This window comes from Stenotrophomonas sp. 115C5 (assembly GCF_056861055.1).
The window spans coordinates 1-20,524 of record NZ_JBSPUQ010000008.1; the positions used below are offsets into that span (position 1 = coordinate 1).

A 20,524-nucleotide genomic window follows, 5' to 3' on the forward strand; every position below is an offset into this window, starting at 1 on the left:
CCCCGCCGCCCCACCCGGCACCAGGCAGGCGCAACGCTTTCCTCAACCCACCCACCCATTCAGCAAAAACCATTGATAGGAATGAAATTAGTAGTATCCTATCTATCTCTTATGGACCGACCCCTCGACGAGCGCACCGTGCTGCAGATGCAGCTCAGCTCCGGCCTGCTGTACGCAGGGCGGCAGTGGCAGCGCTTGGCCGACAGCCGGCTCGGCAGCTACGGCATCTCCACCGCCTGCACCATGCCGCTGCTGATGATCGGCCGCTCCGGCGGTGGCATCCGCCAGGTGGCGCTGGCCCAGCAGCTGGGCATGGAGGGGCCTTCCCTGGTGCGCCTGCTGGACAAGCTGTGCGCCAGCGACCTGGTCCGCCGCGAAAGCGATGCCAGTGACCGCCGCGCCAACCTGCTGTGGCTGACCGACGCGGGCCACGCGCTGGTCAGCGAGCTGGAAGACCAGTTGATCGGCCTGCGCCAGGACGTGTTCGGCGAGCTTTCCATGGATGAACTGCACGCCGTGCTGAAGGCATGGCGCCTGCTGGCCGAGGCCGCCGACCGCATCACGTAAGAGCGCTGCCCCCGAACACCGCCGCTGCCGTGCATACGCCAGCGGCTTTTGCCCGTTGCCGTTGTTTTGTTGTCCCTCCCCTCCCCCACCTCGCCCCCGCCCCTTCCGATGCCCGGTGAATTCAGTCTCCATGGAGTGTTCGTCCCGACCCTGCTCGGGTTGATGTTGTTGGCCTACCTGATCAACAGCGGTCTGCACGCGCTGCTGCAGCGTGCCGGTGCCTATCGCCATATATGGCACCCGCCACTGTTCAACCTGGCGCTGTACGGGATCGTGCTGGGCCTGCTGTTCCACCTCCTGCGTTGGATGCAATCGTGAACAAGATCGTGAAGAAGACCCTGCCCATACTGCTGACCAGCGCAGCCGTGATCGTCGCCCTGCTGGTGCTGCGCCAGCTGTGGGTCTATTACATGAATGAGCCGTGGACCCGCGACGCGCATGTCGGTGCCGACGTGGTGCAGGTGGCGCCGGACGTGTCCGGGCTGGTGGAAACGGTGGACGTGGCCGACAACCAGGCAGTGAAGAAGGGCGACCTGTTGTTCGTGGTCGATCGCGCCCGTTATCGCATTGCGCTGGAACAGGCCAAGGCCAGCCTGGCCGAGCGCCAGGCCTCGGTCGCCCAGCTGCGCCGCGAGATCGGTCGCGACCGCAGCCTGCAGGATCTGGTCGCCGCCGAGGATGCCGAAGTGCGCCGCGCCAAGCTGCAGGCTGCACAGGCTGCGCTGGCCACCGCACAGGCGGCGGTCGACCTGGCCGAGCTCAACCTGGGCCGTACCGAGGTGCGCGCGCCGGCCGATGGCCGGGTCAACGACCGCACCCTGCGCGTGGGCGACTACGTGGTGGCCGGCAAGCCGGTGCTGGCGTTGCTGGATACCGGCTCGTTCCGCATTGATGGCTATTTCGAGGAGACCCGACTGCGTGGCGTGGCACCGGGCCAGACGGTGGACATCCGCCTGATGGGTGAATCGACGCCGCTGCGTGGCCACGTGGAAAGCATCGCCGCTGGCATCGAGGACCGCTACCGCAGCAACGGCAGCACCCTGCTGCCGAACGTGACCCCGGCCTTCGACTGGGTGCGGCTGGCGCAGCGCATTCCGGTGCGCATCGCCATCGACGAAGTGCCAAAGGGCGTTGAGCTGATTGCCGGCCGTACCGCCACGGTGACCGTACAGACCAACAGCACGACGCATGCAGACAAGGTCGGCACCGCGCCGACACAGGCGGGCCTGTGAACGCCACCCTGCCCCGTCTCGGCCTGATCGTCGCGCTGGCCAGCCTGGCCGCGTGCAGGACCGTCGGCCCGGACTACGCGCTGCCGGAAGGCTCGGCGTTCAAGCGCCCGGAGGCCAATGCGGCCTTCATCGATACGCAGAACCCGCAGGTGGCCGCCAACCAGGCGCTGCCCGACCGCTGGTGGTCGCTGTACAACGACCCGGTGCTGGACGGCCTGATCACCCAGGCGCTGCGTGACAATGTGGAACTCAAGGCCGCCGATGCGCACCTGCGCCGTGCCGCCGCCGTGTACGAACAGGCGCTGGACGCCGGTGGCTTCGAGTACGAGGCCGAGGCCGGCGTCAGCCGCGCACAACTGTCGGCCGAGTCGTTCCTGCAGGAGCACGAGCTGCCGGTGATCAACCTGGCCGATGGCAAGTTCGCGGTCAGCTACCAGTTCGACCTGTTCGGCAAGCTCAAGCGCGGCGCCGAAGCGGCGCGTGCCGACGAGCAATCGGTCGCTGCCGCGCGCGACCTGGCCCAGGTCAGCGTGGTGGCACAGGTGGCCGACAGCTACCTGGAGATCTGCCATGCCAACCACGAACTGCACGTGGCCGAGCATTCGCTGCAGCTGCAGCAGCGCAGCCGCACCGTTACCGAGCGCCTGATCGCCGCGGGCCGCGGCACGCCGCCGGAGCTGGCCCGCGCCAATGCCCAGGTGGCGCTGCTGGAGGCCGCACTGCCTCCGCTGCATGCGCAGCGTTCGGCGGCCGCCTATTCGCTGGCCGCACTGCTGGGCCAGACCCCGGGCCAGCTGCCGGCCGGCGTGATCGACTGCGCGCACGCGCCCGGCCTGGCGCAGCCGCTGCCGGTCGGTGATGGCCGTACGCTGCTGCAGCGCCGCCCGGACGTGCGCCAGGCCGAACGCAAGCTGGCCTCGGCCACGGCGCGGATTGGCGTGGCCACCGCCGAGCTGTATCCGGACATCCGCCTGGGTGCCTCGGTGGGTGCCGCCGGCCTGCTGGAAGACTTCGGCACGCCGATGACCCAGCATTGGTCGATCGGCCCGCTGATCTCGTGGACGTTGCCGTCGTCGGGCACGCACGCGCGCATCCACGCCGCCGAAGCCGGTGCCGACGCGGCGCTGGCCGAGTTCGACCACACGGTCCTGCAGGCGCTGCGCGAGACCCAGACCGCGCTGGACCGCTATGCGCAGGACCTGCGCCGGCTGCAGTCGCTGCGCATCGCGCAGGAACAGGCCGCACTGGCTGCCGAGCAGAACCGCCGGCTGTACCAGGGTGGCCGCACGCCGTACCTGTCCAGCCTGGATGCCGACCGCAGCCTGGCCACCAGCGATGCCACCCTGGCCGCTGCCGAAGCGCAGGTCTCGCGCGACCAGATCCACCTGTTCCTGGTATTGGGTGGTGGCTGGCAGGCCAGCGCCGCCGCGCCCAACGCCTCGACCGCAGCGAAGTAAGCCATGAACGCGCTGACCGACCGCCAGGCCTGGCTGTTCTCGATCAAGACCTACCTGGCCGCGGTGGCCGCGCTGTACATCGCCATGGCCGGCAACCTGTCGCGCCCGTACTGGGCGATGGGCACGGTGTACATCGTCAGCCAGCCGCTGCTGGGCCCTACCCGTGCCAAGGGCGTGTACCGCATCGTCGGCACCCTGGTGGCCGGCCTGGCCACCCTGCTGGTGCTGCCGGCACTGGTGGAAACGCCGCTGGTCCTGAGCGCGGCGATGTCGATCTGGCTGGCCGGCTGCCTGTTCATGGCCCTGCTCAACCGCGGGCCGCGCGGCTACGCGTTCCTGCTGGCCGGCTACACCACCGCCTTCATCGGCTTCCCCGCAGTGACCTCGCCGGAAACCATCTTCGACACGGTGGTGGCGCGCAGCGAGGAGATCATCCTCGGCACGGTGGTGGCGGTGCTGTTCGCCTCGCTGCTGTTCCCGGCCTCGGTGCGCCCGATGCTGCGCGCCCGCATCGGCAACTGGATGGAGGACGCCGCGCAGTGGTGCCGGCAGATCCTGGAACGTGGCCGTGCACACGCGCCACGCAACCGGTTGGCCGCCGATCTGGTGCAGTTCGAGGCGCTGATCGAATTCCTGCGCCGCGATGATCCACGCCATGCAGGGTCAGCGGTGTCGATGGAGCGCCTGCGCGAGCGCATGCTGCTGCTGTTGCCGGTGCTGTCCTCGATCGCCGACCGCCTGAGTGCGCTGCGCAGCGATGGCCAGGCGTTGCCGGAAGGCCTGCCGGAGCTGATCGACGCCATCCACGACTGGCTCGACGGGCCGACCAATGCCAGCGAGTACGCCCGCCTGCGCGCGCGCATCAGTGCGCTGAAGCCGCAGGTGGACCGCGACCTGCAGCACCTGCAGCTGGCCAGCCTGCTGCTGCGCCTGGAGGAGCTGGTGGACCTGTGGCAGGACTGTCGCACCCTGCAGCACGCGATCGACCACGGCACCGCACCGCTGGATCGCGCGCACTACCGCATCCGCACCGAACGGGTGGCCGCCGACAAGCACGTCGACTACGGCATGGCGCTGTTCTCCGCGCTCAGCGCCGGCGTGGCGCTGATGAGCTACTGCGTGCTGTGGATCGCGCTGGGATGGGAAGGCGGCGGCAACGGTGCGATGATGGCCGCGGTGACCGCCGCGTTCTTCGCCGCACAGGACGATCCGGCGCCGAGCATGGTGTCGTTCCTGGTGTGGGCGATGGTCGCCTCGGTGGTGGCCGGCGTGTATCTGTTCGGCGTGTTCCCGGCCGTGCACGACTTTGGCCTGCTGGCACTGGTGCTGGCGGTGGCGTTCCTGCCCCTGGGGCTGATGCTGCACCACCCCAAGAGCGCGCTGTTCGCACTGCCGCTGACAGTGAACCTGGCCGCGCTGCTGAGCCTGCAGAACACCTACAGCGCCAACATCCAGACCTTCCTCAACTCGTCCATCGCGATGTTCATCGGCATTGGCTTTGCGGTGGTGATGACCCGCCTGTTCCGTTCGGTCGGTGCCGAATGGACCGCGCGCCGGCTGGTGCGGCAAGGCTGGACCACGCTGGCCGAGGCCGCCGAAGGCCGTGGCCAGCAGGACCGGCAGCGCTTCGCCGCACGCATGCTCGACCTGCTGGGCCTGCTCGCACCGCGCCTGGCGGCGACGCCGGAAGGCAGCGACATCGCCTCGGTGGACATGCTCAACGAAGCGCGCATCGGCCTGAACATCCTGCAGCTGCGCCGCGCCCGGCTGGAACTGCCCGAGCGCAGCCGCGAAGCGGTCGAGCACATCCTGGAAGAGATCGCCGGGCATTACCGCCGTCAGATCGCCGCGCGCAAACCCATTGTGGCGGCCGACGCGCTGCGCGAGCGGCTGGATACCTCGCTGGGCCGGGTCGGCAGCGTGGGTGCGTGCAAGGCCCGCGACGAGGCACTGATGGGCCTGATCGGACTGCGCTTCGCGTTGTTCCCGGAGGCGAAAGCGTTGGCGCCGGGGCTGGCAATGGACACGGCGACGCAGACGTAGCGCGCTACCCTGTGTGCCCACAGACCCCGGCACTGCAACAGGACGGTTCAATGAGTTACGACATGATGGTGTTCGAGGCCAGCGCCGCCCCGCGTGAGGCGGCGGCGTTCATCGCCTGGTTCGAAAAGCAGACGCAGTGGAACGAGCGCCACGAGTATGACGACCCGGCCGTCAGCAGCCCGGCGCTGCAGGCGTGGTTCGCGGAGATGGCGCAGGACTTCCCGCCGTTGAACGGCCCATTGAGCAACGACGATGACGATCGTGCCGAAGTGACCGAGTACAGCATCGGCCACCAGGTGATCTATGGCGCGTTCGCGTATTCGGTGGCCGAGCGCGCGCATGGCCGCGTGCAGGACCTGGCCGAGGAGCACGGCGTGGGGTTTTTTGATGTGAGCGCCGATGAAGCCGCGATTGTGTTCCCGGATGGCCTGGTGCTGATGCCGGAGTAGGTCTGGCGGCAGGGCTGCGCCCTGCACCTGCCGAATCAACGGCAACGGCAACGTCAGATGCGTGCTATCCGTGGGTTGGCGGGGTCGGTCCGGTTGCGGGGGACGCTGCAAGTACGTCCCTGTAAGCTCGGTCGCCGCTTGCTCGTGTGCGCTGTCCTGCGCACACGGCAAGACCGGGGTTGGGCGTCCTGCCGAACCCGCCCGAGGCATGCCTCGGGCCCATGCGGCTCACGCCCCCCGCAACCGGACCCACCCCGCCTTCGATAGATTCCCGCGATCTGTCGGAATGGCATGGCTTGCTTCTGGTGGGTGTCGACCTTGGTCGACACGGTAGATCCACGCCATGCGTGGATGAAGGTGCGCGTTGTGATTGGAGGAATTGGAAGGAGTGAGGTCAGAACAGCTGGCCCTGCACCGTCGGTTCTTCGATCAGTGTCGAGGGTGCTTCGATCACGTCTTCCGCACCCAACCGCCAGGCCAGGCCACCCAATCGACTGGCGTGGCGTTTCAATGCGGCCTGCAGCACCTCTGCGCTGCCTGCTACGTGCAGGCGCTGGCGGGCGCGGGTCAGGCCGGTGTAGACCAGCTCGCGCGACAGCACACGGCTGTCCTGGCGCGGCAGCTGCAACCACACTTCGTCGAACTCCGAGCCCTGTGCCTTGTGCACGGTCATCGCAAAGGCGCTTTCGTGCGCGGGCAGTGCGGCCGGGTGGAAGGCGCGCGGCTGGTCGACGGTGTCGCCGGGGAACCAGGCCACCATCGCGCCACTGCCATCGCGCAGGCAGATGCCGATATCGCCGTTGAACAGGCGGTGCCGGTAGCTGTTCTCGGTGACCAGCAGCAGGCGGCCCTGGAAGTAGCCCGGTGTGTTGCCGGCCAGCAGCTGTTCGATGCGGCTGTTGAGCCCGCGCGCGCCCTGCGGGCCTTCGCGCAATGCGGTCAGCACGCGCAGGCGCCCGGCCTGCTGCAGGGCATGTACCGGGTCGGCGGCCTCAGCCAGTGCGCGCCAGTGGCCGAGCAGGTGCTCGCGCTGGCCACGCAGTGGATCGGCTTCGCCTTCGTGGAAATGTACGCCGGCCAGTTCACCGCTGCGAAGCAGCTGCATTGCAGTACCGCTGTCACCCTCGCGCACGGCGTGTGCCAGCGGTGCCAGATCCAGTGCATCACTCTGCCGGTAACCGCGCTGCAGCTGCACGCGGCGGCCAGCGAAGGCGCGCGGTGCGGCCTGCGGCTGCAAGGTGGCCGGCGCCAGCAGACCATGCAGTGCCCGCGCGTCGTCAGCACGGGTGCCGATGCCATCGCCGCTGGCGCGCAGGATCGCGCTGAGCACGTCGCCAGCTTCGACCGACGGCAGCTGGTCGGGATCGCCGAGCAGGATCAGCCGGGTGCCGCTGGCGATCGCGTCGACCAGTTTGGCCATCATCGGCAGATCGATCATCGACGCTTCGTCGACCACCACCACATCCACCGGCAGTGGACTATCAGCGTGGTGGCGGAAGCGCGGTGAATCGGGAATCACGCCGAGCAGGCGATGCAGGGTGGTGCCGGTACTGGGCAATGCCGCGCACAGCGTCGCATCCACTCCTTGTTCCTGCAGACGTTGCACGGCTACGCGAAGGCTCTCGGCCATGCGCTCGGCAGCGCGACCGGTCGGCGCGGCCAACGCCACCTCGGGCAGCGGCTGGCCGGCATGCCGGGCCTGTGCGGCCAGCAGCAGCAACAGGCGCGCGATGGTGGTGGTCTTGCCGGTGCCGGGGCCGCCGGTGACCAGCGCCAGCGGATGGCGCAGGGTCACCCCGGCCGCGCGTGCCTGGTGATCTTCACTGGTCAATGCCTGCGGGAACAGCTGCGCGAACAGCGGCGCCAACGCCGTCATGTCCGGCGCCGGCAGCGGATGCCGGCCGATGCGCTGCAGCCCGGCCGCCAACTGACGCTCGTACTCGCGATAACGGCGCAGGTAGAGCAGGCCATTCTCCAGCACCAGTGGCGCATCCTCGGCGATGGCGTCGGACTGCTCGGGTGTCGCCACCCACGGCGACGCACGCAGCTGTGCCATCCAGTCGTGCGCGGCAGGCCACTCGGGCACGCCTTCCAGCAACCGCTGCGGTTGTACCGGATCGAACGCGGCGTGGCCCTGCGACACCGCCAGCGAGGCCAGCGCCGCCGCCACTGCCACGCTGTCAGGGGTATCCTCCCGCAAGCGTTGCAGGCTGGTCGCCAGTGCGTGATCGAGAGTGCGCAGCTGGCCGTTTCGATACAACTCGTGCAGCAAGCTCATGCGCTGGCTCCACGGGCACGTGCGGCCAGTTCGGCCTGGGCCTGCTCGCCACCGGCGAACAGCGCGTCCAGCGCATCTACCAACGCCAACGGGAAACGATCCACATGCACGCCATTGCCGGCAGCATCCAGGCCGCGGCAGAACAGGTAGCGGATGCCGCCCATGTCACGTTCGTAGTCATAGGCCGCGCCCAGGCGGAAGCGCAGCCAGCGATGCAGGGCCACGGTGTAGATCAGCGCCTGCAGGTCGTACTCGCTGTGCCGCATGGCAATGGCCAGCAGATCCGGGCTGTAGCCGGGCAGGCGGTTGGACTTGTAGTCGAGCACGTACCAGCGCCCGTCGCGCACGTAGGTCAGGTCGATCATGCCGGTCATCAGCCCTTCCAGGCGGCGACGCTGGCCGAAGCCTCGACGACCACTGGAAACGCCGTGCGAATGAAGGACCTGCAGCAGCGCCGGCACCGTGGTCGGTTCGATGGCGAAATGGAAGTCGATTTCTGCGCGGCGCTCGCCTTCACCCAGGCTGTGCAGCGCACCGCCTTCGGGTAGCGGCACGGTCAGCGTGTGGCCAACCAGCGGCATCAGCACCGCCACGCCATCGTCCAGGTCGACATCGGCATAGCCTTCGTCGTGCAGCGCCTTGCGCAGCACCTCGGCCTGCCCCTCGGGCGCTTCCGTTCCCGGTTGCCAATCCGCCCATGCAGCGAAGTCGACGTTCTCCATTGCCTCATGCAGCACGTTGCCGAAGCGACTGCCCATGAAACGCGGATCGAGCGGTGCGCTGTCTTCGGCGGCCGCGGTGGGTTCCGGCAGGGCCGGTTCCAGCGGCAGTTCCGGGCCAGCCGGTTCGTCGGCCGCCGGTGCTGGCAGTTCGGTGGCGGCCGCTTCGATATCGTCGCCGGCGCCACCATCGGCATGGGCCAGCTGGGTGAAGCTGTACACCCACCAGTCATGCGGCACGCGCCGGGTCAGTGCACGCACCGCCGGAAGCTCACCTTCCACCTCGGCCGCCAGCTGCGGCAGCGTGGCCGGCGTTTCGCTGTCGTCGACATGTACATCGCCATGTGTGCGCAGCCCCTGCAGATCACCCAGCAGGGGCGCCAGGCGCGTCCTGCCGAGCCCGGCCAGGTCGCCCACGGCGATCCACAGCGCGTGCTCGGCACGGGTCAGGCCGACATACAACAGGCGCGCATCTTCGGCACGCTGCTCGCGTTCGCGCTGCGCGGTGGCTGCTTCCCAGGCCTCGTCCTTGTCCAGCTTCCAGTGCAGCTGGCGCTGGCCGCCCACATGCACCGTGCAGTGCGAGGCGGTGTTCGGCGCACCGCCGTCGATGCCGACGAACGGCAGGAACACCAGTGGGTATTCCAGGCCCTTGCTCTTGTGCAGCGTGATGATCTGCACGCGGCGCGCGTCCGACTCCAGGCGCAGCAGCTGCTGCTCGTCATCCTGGTCGGCGCTGGCCATCTGCCCCTGCAGCCAGTCCAGCAGGCCGTGCATGCCCAGCGCCTGTGCGGAGGCTTCCTGCAGCAGTTCACCCAGCTGCAGATAGTTGGTCAGGCGGCGCTCGCCATCGATCAGCGCCAGCAGGCGCTCGCCTTGTGCAGCACAGACGTCGGCGATCACCGCGAACGGTCCGCCGCGCTGCCAGCGTTCGCGCCAATGCAGCAGCTGTGCCTGGAACCCGCGTTGCAGGTCGCCCTCGCGTTCCATCGCCGCAATCGCACTTGCGCGCTGGCCGAGCAGCACGGTGGCCAGCGCCGCACGCAAGCGGCCTTCGTCGGCCGGTTGCAGCAATGCCAGCAGCAGCGCACGGAGATCACGCGCTTCAGGAGTGGCGAACAGGCTCTGCTTGCCGGCTGCCACTGCCGGAATGCCACCCTGGTGCAGCGCGCGCTGCACCAGGGTGGCCTCGCGATGTGAACGTACCAGCACCGCGATGTCACCGGGCTGCACCGGTCGCCCGCGCAGCACGGCGTTGCCGGCCCGCGCATCGACCAGGGTCTGGTGGATGGCGGCGACGCAGGCCTGGGTGGCCGCGTCACGCGAGGCGTCGGCACTCATCGCCTTGTCACCGCCACTGCGCAGCACGTGCAGGGTCAGCGCGACGGCGGCGCGGCCATCGCGCAGGTAATCCTCGTCAACGCGCACGCCACCGGGCCGCACCGGCTCGAACTGGATGTCGCGTTCGAGGAAGGCGTCCTCGCCACCGTTGTCATACAGCGCCTGCAGCGCACGCAGCACGGCCGGTCGCGAGCGGAAGTTCTGGTCCAGTACCGGCGCCTGCTGCGCCACCTGCTTGGCCTTCAGGTAGGTGTGGATGTCGCCGCCGCGGAAGCCGTAGATCGCCTGCTTGGGATCACCGATCAGGAACAGCGCCGGCGCCAGGCCGAGTTCACGCACCTCCGGCGAATCGCCGAAGACGGTGTGGAAGATGCCCCACTGGCGGTCGTCGGTGTCCTGGAACTCATCGACCAGCGCGATGCGGTACTGCGCGCGCAGCTGCTTCACCAGTGCCAGCCGCTGCGGGCCTTCCAGGGCGAGCGCTACCCCATCGATCAGATCGTCGTAGGTCTGCACCCGGCGCGTGCGCTTCAGCGCCTGCAGCCGCTGCGTGGCGTCGGCGCGAAGCGCGTGCAGGAAATTCAGCGCGGTAGCGCGCAACCAGGCATCGCGTTCGGCCAGCAACGCGACATAGCGCGCCAACGGCGTCTGCAAAGCGGATGACGGCGTGCGCTCGGCGAACTTCTTGTTGGTCTTGGCGGCCAACGCCTCCGGCAGCAGCGCCGGCAGGCGTTCGCTGATCAGCAGCTCGCGCGGGTCGGCGCGCCCGGCCCAGGCCAGCAGCTGCCGGCCCAGCGGGTGCAGCCAACCCAACTTGTAGGACACACCGTTGAGCCACTTGTTGTCGACCGCATCGCAGAGGTCGATGAAGAACTGCTCGCCATGCTCGCGCACGCTTGCGGACAGTGCTTCTGCCGCGCTCTGCAATGCCGGGTGTGGATCGGCCAGTGTCACCGGCTGTGGCAGCGGATGCAGCGGTGGCGTGCCCAGCAACGCGCGCAGATCGGCGGCCAGCGCGTCCGGGTTGGACCACAGCCAGGTCAGCGGCTCCAGCGTGGCCGGGTCGTTGGCGTGCACCCGCCACAGGTCGGCCGCCAGCTCCTCCAGCAGCTCGCGGTCACTGGCCAGCAGTTCCGGCGGATCGAAGGTATGGCCGCTCTCCAGCGCATGCTCGCGCAGCACGCGGGTGCAGAAGCCGTGGATGGTGAAGATGGACGCCAGATCGATCTCGTCGGCCGCCACCTGCAGACGGCGTTTCAATGCGGCGGCGCTTTCGCTGCCCTCGTGCAGATGACGCTGCAGCACCGCGCGGGTGAGGCGCACGTCCGGCGCTTCGCCCTCGGCCGGTTCCAGATCGACCAGGCGTGCGGCCAGCGCCAGGCGCTCGCGGATGCGCTTGCGCAGTTCCTGGGTAGCGGCGTCGGTGAAGGTCACTGCCAGGATCTGGCCGATGCGCAGGCCCTGCTCCACCACCAGGCGGGTGAACAGCGTGGCCAGGGTGAAGGTCTTGCCGGTGCCGGCGCTGGCTTCGATGAGGCGGATGCCGTCCAGCGGCAGGGTCAGGTAGGGATCACGGCTGAGGGATTCGATGCCGTCTTCGGCGATGGCGGTGCTCATGCGTTGCCCTCCTGGCGTGCTTCGGCGCCGAGAGTGCGGCCTTCGCGCACCGCGCTGAAGACCACCTGGCTGTTACGCAGCAGGTCGGCATAGCTGGCATCGCTGGCGAACGGGTCTGCGCCGCGCAGCAGCAGCTGCCAGGCGTCGCTGCTGGATTCACCCCAGGTGCGGTCGCTGCCGTGCCATTGCTTCCAGCCTTCGCTGCGCTGTTTTTCTGTCGGCGCGTTGTACAGCACCCAGCCGGTGTACGGGGCAAAGCGCAGCGGCTCACGCAGGCCACGTTGGCGCAACTGCAGCAGCGCACGCAGCGCCGCGCGCGCAGCCGGAACGCTCAGTGCCGGAAGCACATGTGGGCCGGGACCGGCGTCGCCGCCATCGTGGAACTGCACAAGTGGCAGCGCGTCGCCAGCGGCGTTGGCCAGCAGCCAGTCCAGGCCCTGACGAATCACTGCGTTGCCATTGAGCGTGCCGGCACGCAGGCGCACCAGCCCTTCGGGATGCCGATCGGCCACGCGGCCATGCAGGCGCACGCCATCGATGTCCACTTCGTAGCGACGGCTTTCCAATGGTTCGCCCTGCATCCAGCCCAGCAGCGCGCTGGCATACGGGCGCGTCTTCAGCTGCTCCACCTCGAACTGGCGCTCGCCCAATGGCCCCGAGGGCAGCAGGCCACGCGCGCGCAGCCGCGGGTACAACGGCTCGGTATCGCCGCTGAGCGTGGCGCGCACCACCGCCGCCTGCACGCTGCGCTTTTCCGGCCCGCGCGAGGACAGCACCAGCGGTTCCAGGTCATCAACCTCGTCGACATCGTCGGCCAGGCGCAGGCCCAGCGACTGTGCGAGGAACTGCCCGGCCGGGTCGCACAGGAAGCGGCGCAGGGTATCGAGCGCGACCTCCTCTTCCACCGCATCGTCGAGCGGCGGCGGCAACGGTGCATCGAACCACGGCTGCAGGCCACCGCGCTGGCCGGTCAGGCGACCGGCGGCCGGATGCCACTGGCGGCGATAGCTGAAGCGACGCGGGTCGCCATCACCGAACGCGGCTGGCGAGAACGGCTGCAGGGCATGGCGCACGGTGAAGTCGCGGACCGCCGCAGGCGGATCGAGGTGATACGCGGCGGCGGCATCGATCAGTTCGCTGACCAGCACCGACGGCTCACGCACGCTGCCATCGCGCGGATCGGCGCCGAGATAGCTGAGATAGAACACCTCCTGCGCGGCGGCGAACAGCTGCAGGAACAGGAAGCGGTCGTCTTCCCGGGTAGAGCGGTCACCTGGGCGGCGACGCGGCGTATCCAGCTCGGCGGTGAGCTGGTTGAGACCAGCGGCCGGGTCGCGGCGGGGGAAATCACCATCGTTGAGCCCGAGCACGCAGATCACCCGGAACGGCAGCAGGCGCATCGGCACCATGCGGCCGAAACTGATGCCACCGGTCAGCAGCGGCGCGCGCGTATCGGCCTCGCCCAGCGCCCCGGCGAAGTGCGAACGCACCACCTCCGGCGGCACGCCGTCTTCGAAACCGGCCTTGGCGGCATCGTCGGCGAACTGGTTGAGCAGCTTGCGCAGGCGCTCCAGCGCGCGCTGGCTGTTGGGCGAGCTGGGCGCGGTGGGCAACAGTGCATCCAGCAGCGACAGCAGGCGCTGCCGCCACTGCGCCGGGGTCAGCAGCTCGCCGAGGCGACGCTGATAGATCGCCAGCACGCGCAGCAGGCGCAGCAGCCGGTCCAGCGCGTCCAGCGCGCCGCCTTCCAGTTCGATCCACGGCGCCACGCCTGCCAGGTCGGCATCGCTGCCGGTGGCATGGCCGAGTACCAGGCGATCCAGCGCGAACTGCCAGGTGTAGGCGTCGTCGGCCGGTGCCTGGTGCTGGTTGCGGTGCTTCGCATCCAGGCCCCAGCGTGCACCGGCCTGCTGCAGCCAGCCGTGCAGGCGATCGAAGTCCACCGCTTCCAGCCCGGCCGCTTCGGCCAGCGGCGCGCTGGCCAGCAGGTCCAGCACTTCGTTCAAGCCAAAGCGCGAGACCGGCAGGCCCAGCAGGTGCACGAACACATCGGCCAATGGCTCGCCCGCCAGTGGACTGCTGTCGGCCAGCGCATACGGAATGTGCTCCTCCTCGCCGCCGCGACCGCCGAACACCGCCTCCAGGTAGGGCACATAGGGATCGATGTCCGGCGCCAGCACCGCGATCTCGCGTGCTTGCAACGGCGGGTCGAAGCGCGGGTCCTGCAGCAGGCTGCGCAGCTGGTCGTGCAGCACCTGCAGCTCGCGCAGCCGGGTATGGCAGGCGTGTACCTGCAGGCTGGGGTCGTCGCTGCGCAGGCCGTCGCGCAGCTCGCCCGAGGGCAGTGCGCGGCGGTGGAACAGATCGCGCTGCAAGCGATGCAGCAGGCTGTCGGACAGGCCGCCTTCGTCCAGCGTCGGCCGGGTGTCCTCCTCCGGATCGGAATAGGCGGCGATCTCGCCGGCCGGGTGCACCACCTCGTAACTGCCCAGCACCGCCATGAAGTCGCGGCCGGCCGCTCCCCAGGCTTCCAGCAGGCGGTTCTCGCCGGCCGCTTCACCGAAGGGATCGGGCGCGCCGCTGCGCAGGCGCTCGGCCAGCGTCTGCAGGTCGCCCCAGTACGACTGCACCGGGGTGGGCATATAGAAGTGCAGGTCGCCCACCCGGGCCTGGGTGGCCATCACCCGCAGCACGTCGGGCGAGATGTTGAGCGTCGCGAACGCAGACATGCGCGGCGGCAGGCCTTGCGGCAGCGGCTGGCCGGCGCCTTCGAAGCGGTCCAGGTACTCCTGGATGCGGCGGGCGCGATAGTCGTGGCCCCGGGTGATGGTGCGCCACAGGATTGCCTGCGGATCGGCCGGATCGGCCCCGGCCGCCCAGCGCAGCAGCCAGTCACGCCGCCAGGCCTGGTACTTCTCGAACACCGAGGCCAGCTCGCCGGCCAGCGCCCACGGCTTCAGAGCATCATCGCCGGCAAGATAGGACTGCAGCGCGCGCATCGGTGGCTGCGCCAGCAACGACGGATCGCGCAGCGCCTGATACAGCTTCCAGTGCAGGCCGGCGGCGTCCAGATCGTCCTGCTCACCGCTGACATTGGCCTTCAGCGCGCGCGCCACGAACTCACCCGGGGTCAGGAACTCGAGGTTGGCAGCCACACCGAACTCGGCCGCCAGCGTCGCCTGCAGCCAACGCCGCATCGCCACCTGCGGGATCAGCACCACTTCCGGCGCCAGCAGCGGCTGGCCCGGTACCGGCGCACGCACGTTGCGCGCCAGCAGCGCGGCCAGCACGTCCAGGGAGTTGGAATGGTAGAGGCGGAAATCGCTGCCTGGGTCACTCATCATGCACAGTGTGCAGGACGGCAGGCAGTATTCAATGGTCAGCCCATCGCCGGTACGGATTGTTCCGGGCTGCCGGGTGATTGTCCCGGCCTGCGCGAGGCCTTGCCGTGCAACAATACTGGACCGTCCAGTCTGCTTATGTTCAGCCGACGGGCCCGATCCTTCGATGTCTAAAAAACGTTAATGGTGCCCATGTCGGCTTCCACCTCCAGTCTGGTGCAGTTATCCAACGTCCGCATCGACCGGAGCGGACGCACGATCCTGCGCGACGTGTCGCTGCAGGTGCCCAAGGGCAGCATCACCGCGGTGCTCGGTCCGTCCGGCAGCGGCAAGTCGACCCTGCTGGCGGCGCTGACCGGCGAACTGCGCCCGGTCGCCGGCGAGGTCACCCTGTTCGGCAAGCCGATCCCGCATGACAGCGGCGCGCTGCTGGAAATGCGCAAGAGCGTGGGCGTGCTGCTGCAGGGCAACGGCCTGCTGACCGACCTCACCGTGGCCGAGAACGTCGCCCTGCCGCTGCGCACGCACACCCGCCTGCCGACCGCCGTGCTGCGCCGGCTGGTGCAGATGAAGCTGCATGCAGTGGGCCTGCTGGCCGCCGCCGATGCCTGGCCGCGCGAGCTGTCCGGTGGCATGGCGCGCCGTGTGGCGCTGGCCCGTGCACTGGCGCTGGACCCGCCGCTGATGATCTACGACGAGCCGCTGACCGGGCTGGACCCGATCGCCTCGGGGGTGATCATGAGCCTGATCCAGCGCCTCAACCACAGCCTGGGCCTGACCAGCATCATCGTCAGCCACCACGTGCATGAGACCCTGCCGATCTGCGACCAGGTGATCGCGATCGCCAATGGCGGCATCGTGTTCCAGGGCACGCCCGAGGCACTGCAGTCCAGCCAGGACCCGCTGCTGCGGCAGTTCCTGCACGGCCAGCCGGATGGCCCGATTCCGTTCGATGCCGCGCCACGCGCGAGGGTTGCCTGATGCCGTTCGTCCAAGCCACCCGCTCGCTTGGCCGCGCCGGCCTGTTCTCGCTGACCGTGCTGCGCGGTTCGCTGCCCACGCGTGATTTCCTGGCCGAGCTGACCCGCGAGATCTACAAGATCGGCGCGCGCTCGCTGCCGATCATCGCCGTCGGCGGTGCCTTCGTCGGCCTGGTGCTGACCCTGCAGGGCTACCGCACGCTGACCACCTTCGGCGCGGCCGACGCGCTGTCGACCCTGCTCGGCCTGTCACTGTACCGTGAGCTGGCACCGGTGCTGACCGCGCTGCTGTTCATCGGCCGCGCCGGCAGCTCGATCGCCGCCGAACTGGGCCTGATGCGTGCCACCGACCAGATCAAGGCGCTGGAGCTGATGGCGATCGACCCGGTGGCCAAGGCGGTGGCGCCGCGCTTCTGGGCGGCGGTGCTGACCGTGCCGTTGCTGACCGGCATCTTCTGTTCGCTGGCGATCAGCGCCAGCTACTTCGAAGCGGTGCATGTGCTGGGCCTGGACAACGGCGTGTTCTGGTCAGCGCTGCGCAACAGCGTGGATTTCTGGGACGACTTCGGCGTGGCAATGCTGAAGTCGGCGATCTTTGGCGGCACTGCCGCGCTGGTCGCCGCCTACGTTGGTTTCCATGCCGAGCCGACCATCGAGGGCACCTCGGTGGCGACCACCCGTGCAGTGGTCAACGCTTCGCTGCTGGTGCTGATGTTCAACTTCGTGCTGTCGGCAATGTTGTTCACCTAACCCCTCCACCGGCGGTGCGCAGGCGCGCGCGGCCACCACGACTCGATCAGGTAATCCACATGGCCATCCGCGGTCCCAGACTTGAATTCTCTGTCGGCGCATTCCTGCTGCTGGCCCTGGCCTCGCTGATGGTGCTGGCCGTGGCCTCGACCAACCAGCGCTGGAGCTGGGGCAGTGAAGGCTATGACCTGAAGGCGCGCTTCTCCCAGGTCGGCCAGCTGCGCAAGCAGGCGCCGGTGAAGATCGGCGGCGTCACCGTTGGCCAGGTCGCCTCGATCGACCTGGACCCGGTGAAGTTCGAATCGATCGTGACCCTGCGCATGGACAGCAAGGTCAAGGACCTGCCGGCAGACACCTCGGCCGGCATCTTCACCAGTGGTTTGCTCGGCGAGAGCTATATCGGTCTGCAGCCGGGCGGTGATCCGGACGTGCTGAAGGCCGGCGACGAGATCGTCTTCACCCAGCCGGCGGTGGACCTGATCCAGCTGGTCGGCAAGTACATGTTCAGTGGCGGCGCCGGTGGCGGCGCTGCTCAGAAGCCCAACGATGGCGCGCAGGCGCCTGCAACGGAACCGCAACCATGAAGATGAAACTGATCCCGGCCCTGCTCGCCTCGGCGCTGCTGGCGGCTACCCCGTTCCTGGCCCAGGCCCAGGCCGCCGCGCCTGCCGCTGCAGCGACGCAGAGCCAGGCCGGCAAGGTGGTGATCGATGCCAGCAGCCGCATCCTGTCCACGCTGCAGCAGCGCAAGAGCGAGTTCACCAGCAACCCGGCCAGCCTGCGCAGCTACATCGACAGCGAGCTGACCCGCACCTTCGACCGCGACTACGCCGCGCGCCTGGTGCTGGGCCCGCACGCCCGCGGCGCCTCTGACGCCGACATCAAGCTGTTTGCCGATGCCATGGCCGACAGCCTGATGCAGCGCTACGGCTCGACCCTGCTCAACATCCAGGGCAAGCCGAGCTTCCGCCTGAAGGGTGAAAGCCCGCTGCCGGGCAATCGTGGCGTGCGCGTGAGCACCGAACTGGTGCGCGCCGGCAACGAGCCGACCCCGGTCGAGTACTGGATGCGCAACGTGAATGGCCAGTGGAAGATCTTCGACGTCAACATCGAAGGCATTTCCTACGTGCAGACCTTCCGCAACCAGTTCGATACCCCGCTGCGCCAGAAGGGCATCAAGCAGGTGGCCAACGAACTGCACAGCGGCAGCATGCAGGCCGGGCCCGCGGGCAATGGCAAGTAACGCACTGGCGCTTCTGGAAGGCGACACCCTGCGCCTGCGCGGGGTGCTCGACCGTGCCGCGGTGATCGCGCTGTGGCCGCAGCTGCAGGCCCTGCCGGCGAAGCTGTCACGGCTGGAGCTGGGTGAGGTCGAACGCGTGGACAGCGCCGGCCTGGCGCTGCTGGCCGAACTGGCGGCACGTGCGCGCAACGCCGGCCACCCACTGGCGATCTCCGGCGCACCGGCCGGCTACAACGAGCTGAGCGCAGCCTACCGGCTGTCGCCCAACCTGGATTTCAACGCTACTTCTGCTGCGAGCTGACATGAACGTCGTACGCACTTTCCCCCTGATCGTCCTGGCCACCGCCCTGACCGCCTGCGCCGGCAAGCCCGCACGCAGCGATGCGCCGGCGGCCAGCACCGTGGTCCCGGCCAGTACCATCGCCGAGGCCTCCGCCCCCACCGCCGATGCCGCTACGGTCGATGCCGCGCCGGCCGCAGCCGTGGTTGCCGCACCTGCACCGGCCACGCCACCATCGGCACCGGCCCGCAGCGCCGACACCGCTGCGGCCAGGGCCGCAGCGGCAACCGCCCCCGGTGGTGATGACGACTTCGATGCCCTCTATGGTGGTGCCGGCAACACCGGCAGCGCGGCGGCCTACGATCCGTGGGAACCGTTCAACCGCAAGGTGCACACCTTCAACAACGCGGTTGACCGCGGCATCGCGCGCCCGCTGGCCACCGCCTACACCCACGTGGTGCCGCGCTTCGCCCGCACCGGCGTCAGCAACTTCTTCAGCAACCTGCGCGCACCGGTGACCATCACCAACCAGCTGCTGCAGGGCCGCGGTGCCGATGCGTGGGACAGCCTCGGCCGCTTCCTGATGAACAGCACGCTGGGTATCGGCGGCCTGTTCGATCCGGCCAGCAAGGCGATGGTGCCGCGTCGCAATGAGGACTTCGGCCAGACCCTGGGTGCCTGGGGCTGGCGTCGTTCGCGCTACGTGGAACTGCCGTTCTTCGGCCCGCGTACCGTGCGTGATGTGTTCGGCCTGGCCGGTGACATTCCGCTGTCGCCGATCCGCCGTATCGAAGAGGACAAGATCCGCATCGGCCTGCAGGGCCTGCAGCTGGTCGATACCCGCGCGCAGCTGCTGGCGATCGACAACCTGCGTGACACCGCCGTGGACGAGTACTCGCTGGTACGCGATGCGTGGATGCAGCGCCGCAACTACCAGATCGAGAACGATCTGCGCAGCAAGCGCGACCGCGGCCACGACGATGCCAATTCGCCGATCCCGGTCGATGCCATGCCGATGCCGAACTGGAGCAACTGATCGCTGCAGCCCGTGCATGAAAAAACCCCGCCTCGGCGGGGTTTTTCTTTTCCGGTAGGTGCCAACCTCGGTTGGCACGCTTTCCTCAGGCCGCCAGCGCGGCCTCGATGGCTTCGCGCAGGCGCGTGTCATCGGCAGCCACGTCCGGGGCGAAGCGCGCGATGACCTTGCCGTCGCGGCCAACCAGGAACTTCTCGAAGTTCCACAGCACCGCCGGCGCTGCGTGGATCGGAATCTCCTTGCTCGCCAGGCGCTCACGCAGCGGACCTTCGCCGATCGACTGCGGCTGGGCGGCGGTCAGCTGCTGGTACAGCGGGTGGGTGTCGTCGCCGGCCACGCTGATCTTGGAGAACATCGGGAAGCTGACGTCGTAGGTGAGCTGGCAGAACTGCTGGATCTCCGCCTCGCTGCCCGGCTCCTGGCCGAGGAAATTGTTGGCGGGGAAGCCCAGCACTTCCAGGCCCTGCGCGTGCTTTTCCGCATACAGCGCCTGCAGGCCTTCGTACTGCGGGGTCAGGCCGCACTTGGAGGCAACGTTGACCAGCAGCAGCACCTTGCCCTGGTAGTCGGCAAGCGAGGACGGCTGGCCGTCGATGGTGGTGAGGGAAATGTCCTGGATCGGGGTGCTCACGCGGGGGCTCCGGCAACAGCGGGGAATGGCCCACCAGCATAGCGCCGCGCGCGCTGTTGTAGAGCCGAGCCCACGCTCGGCTGATGGCCACAGCCGCCGAGCGTGGGCTCGGCGCTACAGGCAGGATTCAATCCACGCAGATCGTGCCCTGCGCCTTGCCGTCATCAATGCGCTGGCGGCAGCCGAAATTCTGGCGCACATCGCGCTGGCAGGTCCCGGTGGCGACGCTGCCGACAGTCACCTCGCCGCCGGCCAGGCACTGGCCCGTGCAGTCGCTCCTGCGGCTGCAGGCCTTGCCGGCGTCGGCGTAAGGAATCACGCACTGTTCGCGCTGCAGCCGGCCCAGCCGCTGCAGGGTGCCGCCAGCGGCCTGGCAGTCGACGTCGCGCGCTTCGCGGTAGGCCTCGGCTGCTTCAGGGCTGGTGGCTGCAGCAGGTGCGGCCGCCGTATCGGCGGCCGGTGGTGCGCTGCTGCAGGCGGCAAGCAGCGCGGTCAGGACAAGGCTGGTGAAGCGGCGCAGGCGCATGACGATACCTGATCGAAGCGGACAGGCCGCCAGC

At 68.8% G+C, this 20,524-nt stretch carries 17 protein-coding genes; 12 read left to right on the forward strand and 5 right to left on the reverse strand.

Features of this window, described 5'->3' with window-relative positions; all coding sequences use genetic code 11:
* Positions 1–111 precede the first annotated feature (111 nt).
* From AC13FN_RS11455 to AC13FN_RS11480, 6 genes are all read left to right on the forward strand, one after another.
* Positions 112–567: a MarR family winged helix-turn-helix transcriptional regulator gene (locus AC13FN_RS11455; RefSeq protein WP_012481667.1), complete on the forward strand. Its 456-nt coding sequence runs from the start codon at positions 112–114 to the stop codon at positions 565–567.
* Between the two features lie 108 nt (positions 568–675).
* Positions 676–885 (forward strand): DUF1656 domain-containing protein, encoded by a 210-nt coding sequence (locus tag AC13FN_RS11460; RefSeq protein WP_329923400.1) that lies wholly within the window; start codon positions 676–678, stop codon positions 883–885.
* A complete protein-coding gene (locus tag AC13FN_RS11465) occupies positions 882–1,799 on the forward strand; it encodes an efflux RND transporter periplasmic adaptor subunit (RefSeq protein WP_482984425.1) in 918 nt (305 codons plus the stop codon). The genes AC13FN_RS11460 and AC13FN_RS11465 overlap by 4 nt, the downstream gene beginning before the upstream one ends.
* Entirely contained in the window at positions 1,796–3,256 is a 1,461-nt protein-coding gene (locus AC13FN_RS11470; protein WP_482984424.1) for an efflux transporter outer membrane subunit, read from the forward strand. Before AC13FN_RS11465 ends, AC13FN_RS11470 begins: the two co-directional genes overlap by 4 nt.
* Before the next feature lie 3 nt (positions 3,257–3,259).
* Positions 3,260–5,299, forward strand: coding sequence for an FUSC family protein (locus AC13FN_RS11475; protein ID WP_482984423.1), 2,040 nt, complete (start codon positions 3,260–3,262; stop codon positions 5,297–5,299).
* Positions 5,300–5,349: 50 nt separating this feature from the next.
* Positions 5,350–5,748, forward strand: coding sequence for a hypothetical protein (locus AC13FN_RS11480; RefSeq protein WP_482984422.1), 399 nt, complete (start codon positions 5,350–5,352; stop codon positions 5,746–5,748).
* A 394-nt stretch (positions 5,749–6,142) separates the two neighbouring features.
* Here AC13FN_RS11480 and recD read toward each other — a convergent pair whose 3' ends face one another.
* Genes recD through recC form a run of 3 tightly spaced genes read right to left on the reverse strand, consistent with a single transcriptional unit; the run spans position 6,143 to position 15,047 of the window.
* The gene (gene recD / locus AC13FN_RS11485; RefSeq protein WP_482984421.1) at positions 6,143–8,026 is read right to left on the reverse strand and encodes an exodeoxyribonuclease V subunit alpha; all 1,884 of its coding nucleotides are present in this window, start codon (positions 8,024–8,026) and stop codon (positions 6,143–6,145) included.
* Positions 8,023–11,703, reverse strand: a complete 3,681-nt coding sequence (recB, locus tag AC13FN_RS11490) for an exodeoxyribonuclease V subunit beta (RefSeq protein ID WP_482984420.1) — start codon at positions 11,701–11,703, stop codon at positions 8,023–8,025. The genes recD and recB overlap by 4 nt, the downstream gene beginning before the upstream one ends.
* Positions 11,700–15,047 carry an exodeoxyribonuclease V subunit gamma gene (gene recC, locus AC13FN_RS11495; RefSeq protein WP_482984419.1) on the reverse strand — a complete coding sequence of 1,116 codons (3,348 nt, stop codon included), beginning with the start codon at positions 15,045–15,047 and terminating at the stop codon, positions 11,700–11,702. The genes recB and recC overlap by 4 nt, the downstream gene beginning before the upstream one ends.
* Positions 15,048–15,236: 189 nt before the next feature.
* Between recC and AC13FN_RS11500 the strand changes: the two genes are divergently transcribed.
* From AC13FN_RS11500 to AC13FN_RS11525, 6 genes are read left to right on the forward strand one after another with little or no spacing between them, the layout of a single operon-like run.
* Positions 15,237–16,025 carry an ABC transporter ATP-binding protein gene (locus AC13FN_RS11500; RefSeq protein ID WP_010487485.1) on the forward strand — a complete coding sequence of 263 codons (789 nt, stop codon included), beginning with the start codon at positions 15,237–15,239 and terminating at the stop codon, positions 16,023–16,025.
* Complete coding sequence (locus AC13FN_RS11505) at positions 16,025–16,774, forward strand: MlaE family lipid ABC transporter permease subunit (protein ID WP_005414955.1); 750 nt, start codon at positions 16,025–16,027, stop codon at positions 16,772–16,774. The genes AC13FN_RS11500 and AC13FN_RS11505 overlap by 1 nt, the downstream gene beginning before the upstream one ends.
* 59 nt (positions 16,775–16,833) lie before the next feature.
* The gene (gene mlaD / locus AC13FN_RS11510) at positions 16,834–17,358 is read left to right on the forward strand and encodes an outer membrane lipid asymmetry maintenance protein MlaD (RefSeq protein ID WP_010487482.1); all 525 of its coding nucleotides are present in this window, start codon (positions 16,834–16,836) and stop codon (positions 17,356–17,358) included.
* Complete coding sequence (locus AC13FN_RS11515) at positions 17,355–18,017, forward strand: MlaC/ttg2D family ABC transporter substrate-binding protein (protein ID WP_010487479.1); 663 nt, start codon at positions 17,355–17,357, stop codon at positions 18,015–18,017. The genes mlaD and AC13FN_RS11515 overlap by 4 nt, the downstream gene beginning before the upstream one ends.
* Positions 18,007–18,318 carry an STAS domain-containing protein gene (locus AC13FN_RS11520; RefSeq protein WP_197645807.1) on the forward strand — a complete coding sequence of 104 codons (312 nt, stop codon included), beginning with the start codon at positions 18,007–18,009 and terminating at the stop codon, positions 18,316–18,318. Before AC13FN_RS11515 ends, AC13FN_RS11520 begins: the two co-directional genes overlap by 11 nt.
* Position 18,319: 1 nt before the next feature.
* Positions 18,320–19,333 (forward strand): MlaA family lipoprotein, encoded by a 1,014-nt coding sequence (locus tag AC13FN_RS11525; protein WP_482984418.1) that lies wholly within the window; start codon positions 18,320–18,322, stop codon positions 19,331–19,333.
* An 85-nt stretch (positions 19,334–19,418) separates the two neighbouring features.
* Here AC13FN_RS11525 and AC13FN_RS11530 read toward each other — a convergent pair whose 3' ends face one another.
* Together AC13FN_RS11530 and AC13FN_RS11535 are read right to left on the reverse strand one after the other, a co-directional pair.
* The gene (locus AC13FN_RS11530) at positions 19,419–19,964 is read right to left on the reverse strand and encodes a redoxin domain-containing protein (RefSeq protein WP_197654316.1); all 546 of its coding nucleotides are present in this window, start codon (positions 19,962–19,964) and stop codon (positions 19,419–19,421) included.
* Positions 19,965–20,091: 127 nt separating this feature from the next.
* On the reverse strand, positions 20,092–20,490 hold the full coding sequence (locus tag AC13FN_RS11535; RefSeq protein ID WP_049486899.1) for a hypothetical protein: 399 nt from the start codon (positions 20,488–20,490) through the stop codon (positions 20,092–20,094).
* Positions 20,491–20,524 lie beyond the last annotated feature (34 nt).

Excerpts from the sequence above, each read along its gene's own strand:
- AC13FN_RS11525 (WP_482984418.1), top strand. The coding sequence starts at position 18,320 with ATGAACGTCGTACGCACTTTCCCCCTGATCGTCCTGGCCACCGCCCTG.
- AC13FN_RS11455 (WP_012481667.1), top strand. The coding sequence starts at position 112 with ATGGACCGACCCCTCGACGAGCGCACCGTGCTGCAGATGCAGCTCAGC.
- AC13FN_RS11505 (WP_005414955.1), top strand. The coding sequence starts at position 16,025 with ATGCCGTTCGTCCAAGCCACCCGCTCGCTTGGCCGCGCCGGCCTGTTC.
- mlaD (WP_010487482.1), top strand. The coding sequence starts at position 16,834 with ATGGCCATCCGCGGTCCCAGACTTGAATTCTCTGTCGGCGCATTCCTG.
- recB (WP_482984420.1), bottom strand. The coding sequence starts at position 11,703 with ATGAGCACCGCCATCGCCGAAGACGGCATCGAATCCCTCAGCCGTGAT.
- AC13FN_RS11535 (WP_049486899.1), bottom strand. The coding sequence starts at position 20,490 with ATGCGCCTGCGCCGCTTCACCAGCCTTGTCCTGACCGCGCTGCTTGCC.
- AC13FN_RS11460 (WP_329923400.1), top strand. The coding sequence starts at position 676 with ATGCCCGGTGAATTCAGTCTCCATGGAGTGTTCGTCCCGACCCTGCTC.
- AC13FN_RS11500 (WP_010487485.1), top strand. The coding sequence starts at position 15,237 with ATGTCGGCTTCCACCTCCAGTCTGGTGCAGTTATCCAACGTCCGCATC.
- AC13FN_RS11520 (WP_197645807.1), top strand. The coding sequence starts at position 18,007 with ATGGCAAGTAACGCACTGGCGCTTCTGGAAGGCGACACCCTGCGCCTG.
- AC13FN_RS11515 (WP_010487479.1), top strand. The coding sequence starts at position 17,355 with ATGAAGATGAAACTGATCCCGGCCCTGCTCGCCTCGGCGCTGCTGGCG.
- recD (WP_482984421.1), bottom strand. The coding sequence starts at position 8,026 with ATGAGCTTGCTGCACGAGTTGTATCGAAACGGCCAGCTGCGCACTCTC.
- AC13FN_RS11475 (WP_482984423.1), top strand. The coding sequence starts at position 3,260 with ATGAACGCGCTGACCGACCGCCAGGCCTGGCTGTTCTCGATCAAGACC.
- AC13FN_RS11480 (WP_482984422.1), top strand. The coding sequence starts at position 5,350 with ATGAGTTACGACATGATGGTGTTCGAGGCCAGCGCCGCCCCGCGTGAG.
- recC (WP_482984419.1), bottom strand. The coding sequence starts at position 15,047 with ATGATGAGTGACCCAGGCAGCGATTTCCGCCTCTACCATTCCAACTCC.